General features: G+C 40.3%; 7 protein-coding genes. 5 read left to right on the top strand and 2 right to left on the bottom strand.

Annotated elements, in window-relative coordinates; genetic code table 11:
- On the top strand, positions 1 to 513 hold a 513-nt coding region (locus V8I28_RS13015; RefSeq protein ID WP_341780468.1), incomplete at its 5' end, for a hypothetical protein.
- Here the strand turns inward: V8I28_RS13015 and V8I28_RS13010 are convergent.
- Together V8I28_RS13010 and V8I28_RS13005 are read right to left on the bottom strand one after the other, a co-directional pair.
- Complete coding sequence (locus tag V8I28_RS13010; protein ID WP_003646133.1) at positions 464 to 742, bottom strand: hypothetical protein; 279 nt, start codon at positions 740 to 742, stop codon at positions 464 to 466. The two genes, V8I28_RS13015 and V8I28_RS13010, sit on opposite strands and share 50 nt — an antisense overlap.
- 22 nt (positions 743 to 764) lie before the next feature.
- Positions 765 to 992, bottom strand: a complete 228-nt coding sequence (locus V8I28_RS13005) for a hypothetical protein (RefSeq protein ID WP_187344019.1) — start codon at positions 990 to 992, stop codon at positions 765 to 767.
- A 244-nt stretch (positions 993 to 1,236) separates the two neighbouring features.
- Here V8I28_RS13005 and mobQ point away from each other — a divergent pair, with 244 nt between their 5' ends.
- The 4 genes from mobQ to V8I28_RS12985 form a co-directional block, all read left to right on the top strand.
- Positions 1,237 to 3,300, top strand: coding sequence for a MobQ family relaxase (mobQ, locus tag V8I28_RS13000; protein WP_341780466.1), 2,064 nt, complete (start codon positions 1,237 to 1,239; stop codon positions 3,298 to 3,300).
- Between the two features lie 96 nt (positions 3,301 to 3,396).
- Complete coding sequence (gene topB / locus V8I28_RS12995; protein ID WP_341780465.1) at positions 3,397 to 5,532, top strand: DNA topoisomerase III; 2,136 nt, start codon at positions 3,397 to 3,399, stop codon at positions 5,530 to 5,532.
- A gap of 121 nt (positions 5,533 to 5,653) precedes the next feature.
- Positions 5,654 to 5,869 (top strand): hypothetical protein, encoded by a 216-nt coding sequence (locus V8I28_RS12990; protein WP_105316372.1) that lies wholly within the window; start codon positions 5,654 to 5,656, stop codon positions 5,867 to 5,869.
- Positions 5,870 to 5,872: 3 nt separating this feature from the next.
- Positions 5,873 to 6,415: ArdC-like ssDNA-binding domain-containing protein (locus tag V8I28_RS12985; RefSeq protein WP_341780464.1), on the top strand; the 543-nt coding region annotated here is incomplete at its 3' end.

Below are 6,415 nucleotides of genomic sequence, written 5' to 3'. Positions count from 1 at the left end.
AGTTTTGTAGAAACTAACGGTGGCAAGTCTCGGCCAGTTTTAATTCGTCGGGTATCAGAACAGACGGTCGAGGCTTTTAAAATTACTAGTCAGTATGAAAAGAAGTCGGCTTATATCAAGCAACAATATTATCCGATTCAAGATTGGCAATCCGCTGGGTTGAAGAAACCTTCCTGGGTCGATCTTGGTAATATTTATCGCTTTCCCAAAGCCGGTTTAAACTTTAAAGAAATCGGTCATTTAAGTAAGCTAGATCAAAATAAAATTTCAGATTTTACGCTTGACCTGAAATCAAAAAGAAGAGGTAAGGGTCAAAAGATAATTCAACAGCGATCAAGTAAAAGGAAGCACAAAGAAAGTAAAGCAGAGCTTACACAAAGAATTCAAAAACAGTTAAAAGACTTTGCTAAACACAATCCAAAAATTAAGCCAAAAAACAATCCTGAAAATAAAAACGATCGGCCTAGTTATTGGGTTGATCGTTTTTTAATTTATCCGGTTTATGGGCGTTGACATAGTCAGCGAATGTTTTTAAAAGTTCTTCGGTTTGTTCGACCGAGAGGTTATTAGCTTGAAAGTACTTTTCTAACAAAGCCCCTTTTTGAATTAATCGGCGAGAACGGGCTTTGCGGGCTTGCCGATTTTCATAGTATTTGGATTGCCGTAATTTAAAATCTTCCCGCTCAATTTTTTGTTTTAAACGCGCTTGCTGCTCGACTAGTTTTTCATATTGATTAGACATGGAATTTCCCCATCTCGTATGGCTAATGATCTACGGACTTTACCTTTAAAAATTCAGAAAATTGCTTGGCTAAAAGCTTAATCTGATCGTTAGACAAATTAGCATAATCTAAATTGGTTTGACTGATGATTTGTTTACCTAGCCGTTGTTCAATCTTATTTTTTTCGTCCTTAATTTTTTGATTAAGGGCTTTTAATTTAGCTTCTTGTTTTTCTAAGTTACTTTGAGACATAACGATCCCTCCAATCATATTAGAAATAATCACCGAAACTATATCATATAGGAAACGTTAAGTCAAAGTATAAAATTTGAAATAGCGAAGCGGAAGGCATACACTAAAAGTAAATTCAGGAGAATCAGCAGACCGAGGTCAATGCGCACTTACACCCCACTAAATTATTGTGGGGTAAATCGTGCCAAAATCCTGTATTAGAAGTCGCCGATGGCGACAACAAGGTCAAAACCCATAGAATCAAAGGAAGACGGTGACTGACATGGCAATATTCCACATGAGTTTTAGTAATATTAGTGCTGGGAAAGGACGAAGTGCGATTGCCAGTGCCGCTTATCGAAGTGGTGAAAAGCTATTTGATGATCAAGAAGGTCGCCACTATTTCTATGCTCGGTCAGTCATACCAGAGAGTTTTATTTTAACTCCTAAAAATGCACCAGCATGGGCCAGTGATCGAGAAAAATTATGGAACGAAGTAGAAAGAAAAGATCGGCGAGCAAATTCTCGGTATGCGAAAGAGTTTAACGTGGCTTTGCCAGTTGAACTAAGCGAAGATGAACAGAAAGAATTATTGACAAAATACGTGCAAGAAAATTTTGTTGATCAAGGCATGGTAGCTGATGTAGCGATTCATCGCGACCACCAAGATAATCCGCACGCACATGTGATGTTAACTAACCGACCATTTAACCCAGACGGAACATGGGGAATCAAGAGTAAAAAGCAATATATTTTAGATGAGAATGGCAATAAAATGTATACCGGAACTAGCAAGTACCCTAAGAGTAGAAAGATACTGATGGTCGATTGGGATAAGAAAGAAAAAATAATTGAATGGCGTCATAATTGGGCAGTTAGTGTCAATCAGGTTTTAGAGCAAAAAAATATTCCGGATCGGATCAGTGAAAAATCTTTTGAAAATCAAGGAATAGATGAAGTTCCAACTCAACATGAGGGAATCAATAGTAAGCGGAGTAAAAGGAAAGAATTTAACCAACAAGTTAAGAAATATCGTAAGACCAAAGCGAATTATAAAAACAATCAAGAAAAAGTAATTAATCGAGGTCACTTAGATAGCCTAAGTAAACACTTCTCGTTTAACGAGAAAAAAGTGGTCAAAGAGTTAAGCCACGAACTGAAAACTTATATTAGTTTGGAAAGTTTAGATGATAAGCGGCGCATGCTATTTAATTGGAAAAATAGCACCTTAATTAAACATGCAGTTGGTGAAGATGTGACTAAACAATTATTGACAATTAACCAACAAGAAAGCTCATTAAAAAAGGCAGATGAACTCTTAAACAAAGTGGTCGATCGTACCACGAAAAAACTTTATCCAGAGCTTAATTTTGAACAGACCACGCAAGCTGAAAGACGAGAATTAATTAAGGAAACCGAAAGCGAGCAAACAGTTTTCAAAGGCAGTGAATTAAACGAACGTTTAATGAATATTCGTGATGATTTATTGACCCAGCAATTATTGACCTTTACCAAGCGGCCATACGTTGGTTTTAAGTTATTAATGCAACAAGAAAAAGAGGCCAAAATTGATCTGAAATATACGCTAATGATCCACTCTGATAGCTTAGAAAGCCTAGAACACGTCGATAAAGGACTACTAGAAAAGTATTCACCAGCAGAACAGCAAACGATTACGAGAGCAGTCAAAGACCTACGGACAATCATAGCAGTTAAGCAAGTCATTCAAACGCAATACCATGAAGTATTGAAAAGAGCCTTTCCTAATGGTGATTTAGATGATCTTTCACTAGTTAGACAAGAACAGGCCTATACAGCCGTGATGTACTATGATCCAACTTTAAAGCCATTAAAAGTCGAAACAATGGCACAATGGCAAGAAAACCCACCGAGGGTTTTCAGTACCCAAGAACATCAATTAGGGTTAGCTTATTTATCGGGACAGCTTAGCTTAGATCAGTTAGAGAATCATCACTTACAACGGGTTTTAAAGCATGACGGCACTAAACAACTCTTTTTGGGTGAATGTAAAGTCGATCCAACGATTAAGAACAGTCAGATTGAGAAAATCAAAAAACAGTTAAAAGAGCAACAAGCTAAGGACGATCAATATCGAAAATCCCAGCTGGCACATTATCAACCGTTAAATTATAAGCCAGTTAGTCCAAACTACTACTTAAAGACGGCCTTTAGTGACGCGATCATGACTGTTCTATATGCTCGTGATGAAGATTACCAACGACAAAGACAGGCGCAAGGTTTAAAAGAGACTGAGTGGGAAATGGCGAAAAAGCAACGGCAACACCAAACTCGAAATCGGCATGAAGATGGGGGCATGCACTTGTAATCGGAATAAAAAATGCACCGTTAAACCTGGTTAAAAGCGGCTGAACAAGGCAAAACAGAATTAGATCAAAAATTGAATCATAAGGAGTGAACGAACATGACCACTGTTATCTTAGCTGAAAAACCCAGTCAAGCCCGTTCATACGTCCAAGCCTTTCAAAAGAGCACAAAAAAACAGGGTTACTATACGGTTAGTGACCCTGTTTTGCCCGATAATACGCTTGTCACGTATGGTCTCGGACATTTAGTTGAACTAGCCACACCGGATAAATATGATCAGAAATACCAGCAATGGGCCTTATCTAATTTACCGATTTTCCCCGATAAATACAAGTTTGAAGTGTCAGCTAGTAAAAAAGTCCAATTCAAGGTCGTTAAAGACCTGTTAACGAAAGCCGATACCATTATTGTGGCCACCGATAGTGGTCGAGAAGGGTCAAATATCGCGTGGTCGATCATGAACCAAGCGCATATTGATGTTAAGTCGAAAACGATTAAGCGCCTTTGGTTGAATAGCCTAGAAAAAGACGCGATTATTACCGGCTTTAAAAATCTTGGTGATTGGCACAAAGACTATTTGGCTTATAAAGAAGCCCAAACCCGTCAAATTAGTGACTGGTTAATTGGTATGAATGGCAGTCCTTTATATACTTTGTTGTTAAGACAAAAAGGGGTGCGCGGGGTGTACTCAATTGGTCGCGTGCAGACGCCAACCTTGTATATGGTTTATCGAAGAGACCAGGCAATCAAAAACTTTAAGCCGGAACCCTATTTTGAACTAAATGCGGAAATTTTAGCCAATCAGCAAAAATTTGCCGCGAAATTAGACCCCTATCAGCGGTTTAAAGACGAAGTAGGGCTAATGACATTCATGCAAGCTAAACACGTTCAGAAAGGCTCACAGGACGGTTTAATCAAGAACGTCCAAAAACAAGGTAAAAAGCGTGCTAGTCCCCAACTATTCTCGCTATCCAGTCTGCAAAGTGCGATGAATAAACGGTATCATGCCAGTGCCAGCCAAACCTTAGCGGCCATTCAGAGTTTGTACGAAGCCAAGTTCCTTAGCTATCCCCGAACCGATTGTGCTTATATCACTGATGAAGAATTTGAGTATTTAGTGGCTAATCTGACGAAGTATCTGGGGTTAGTCTCTAAGCAAGTCGCTTTAACCAATACCACCCCGAATAAACGTTACGTCAATGGGAAAAAGGTTGAAGAACACTACGCTATTATCATGACTAAAGTTGTGCCGACGAAAAATCAATTAGCGGCCTTACCTAAATTACAGCAACAGGTCTATGACTTGGTTTTAAGAACGACGTTAGCGATGTTTGCTGATCCGTATGAGTACGAGGAAACCACCATTATCACCCAAGTTGGTGGCGCCAATTTTAAAGCAACGGGTAAGGTCCCAACGAAGCAAGGTTGGCAAGCATTATTTGATGATCACACAGCCGACCAGCAAGCAGCAGCAACTTTACCGCTCGTTCACCAAGGCGATCAAGTCCAAGCAAATCTGCAAACACCGCAAAAAGAAACGACACCACCGGTACCCTTTACCGAAGGTACCCTGATTACGGCCATGAAGACCGCCGGCAAAACGCTTGATGATGAAGAAGCCCAAGCGGTTCTTAAAGATGTGCAAGGCATTGGGACAAGTGCAACCCGGGCCAATGTGCTGGAAGTGTTAAAGAAACGCGGCTATCTCGTCACTGAAAAGAACAAGCTACACGTCAGTGAAGCCGGAATTACTTTATGTAAAGCGGTTGAACTCGAACCCTTGCTAACTAGCCCAGAAATGACGGCTAAATGGGAGCAAGCATTACAGCAAATCAGTACCGAAGAACGCACCCCAGATAACTTTTTGAGCCAGATTAAGAAGTTTGTGGCGAAGTTAATTGCTGATGTCCCCACACAATTAACCGGCAATTCAGCCATTAAGCAACAAATCAATCACCAACAGCAAGCACAAAAGTCCGCCGAGGTCTTCTTAGAAACACCGCAAGCGACCGTTTTAAATAAACAGAAGTTTTATATTGTAAAGCCTAAGCAAGGCGAAGACTTTACCCTGCCCAAGAAATGGAGCAGTAAGACCCTCGGGAAGACCGCCATTAAAGCGTTGGTCACCAAGGGAGAAACCAGCAAATTAAAGGGTTTCAAGAGCAAAAAAGGAAAGTCGTTTGCTGCCAAGTTAAAGCTTGACGGCCATAAATTAAGTTTTGATTTTGATTAGAACCTGCCTACCGCCCTACACTACGTTCCGGTTGGTTAACCCGTCATTTAGGTTCACTTTTACAATCCCAAAAGTAAACCTGAACAACGGGTGAGATTAACAAAGCAAAGGAGATCATGAAATGGATAACGAATTAACAGTCATTGGGAGTGAATTACCGGTTTTGCAGACTAAGGGAGCCTACAAGTATTTAAAAGAAATTACTGGAAATGGAGCTTACTATCAAGTGGCTTGGCAAAAATTAGCCGATGGCTACGTTGCCCTTTATGGCACGACCTCAATTCAAACAAAAGTGGCTCCCATACTGAATGATATTTTTGAAGATGAGGAGGGGTAACTTATGCCAAATAAAGCAGATGTTAAGGCTTGGAAAGCACAATTAGTCGCCCAGGCTGAACAGCAAATCCTAAAATTAACTGATAGTGACCAATTTAAAAAGTATCTCAATACCCTGGCTAAATTTCATCGTTATAGCGCCAGAAACATTGATTTAATTTATGCGCAAAATCCTCAAGCCACTCAAGTCGCCGGTTTTAAGCAATGGCAGAAGGCTTTTAACCGCACCGTCAACCGGGGCGCAAAAGCGATTCGGATTGCGGCTCCGATCATTAAGAAGCTAACACCAGCCGAGCAGAAGCATCTTGATACCACCGATGAGCGCGCCATTGTCGGTTATCGCTATCTACCCGTCTTTGATGTGGCACAAACTAGCGGTGAACCAGTGTTAAGTGCTAAAGACTTTGTCAAAGAAAATTTGGCCGATCATCAGAATGTGACAAGCTTATATAACGCGTTCAAAGATTATTTAAACCAGCAAACCGACCTTAAAGTCAGTGAAGTGCCTTTAGCGACGCTAAATGGGGCTAAGGGGTATTTTCAACCC

The sequence above is a fragment of the Levilactobacillus sp. HBUAS70063 genome, from assembly GCF_038374745.1.
Taxonomy (GTDB): Bacteria; Bacillota; Bacilli; order Lactobacillales; family Lactobacillaceae; genus Levilactobacillus.
The sequence above is the reverse complement of the archived record's forward strand: the minus strand, read 5'-3'. Positions and strand labels throughout refer to the sequence as shown.

Excerpts from the sequence above, each read along its gene's own strand:
- V8I28_RS13010 (WP_003646133.1), bottom strand. The coding sequence starts at position 742 with ATGTCTAATCAATATGAAAAACTAGTCGAGCAGCAAGCGCGTTTAAAA.
- V8I28_RS13005 (WP_187344019.1), bottom strand. The coding sequence starts at position 992 with ATGATTGGAGGGATCGTTATGTCTCAAAGTAACTTAGAAAAACAAGAA.
- topB (WP_341780465.1), top strand. The coding sequence starts at position 3,397 with ATGACCACTGTTATCTTAGCTGAAAAACCCAGTCAAGCCCGTTCATAC.
- mobQ (WP_341780466.1), top strand. The coding sequence starts at position 1,237 with ATGGCAATATTCCACATGAGTTTTAGTAATATTAGTGCTGGGAAAGGA.
- V8I28_RS12990 (WP_105316372.1), top strand. The coding sequence starts at position 5,654 with ATGGATAACGAATTAACAGTCATTGGGAGTGAATTACCGGTTTTGCAG.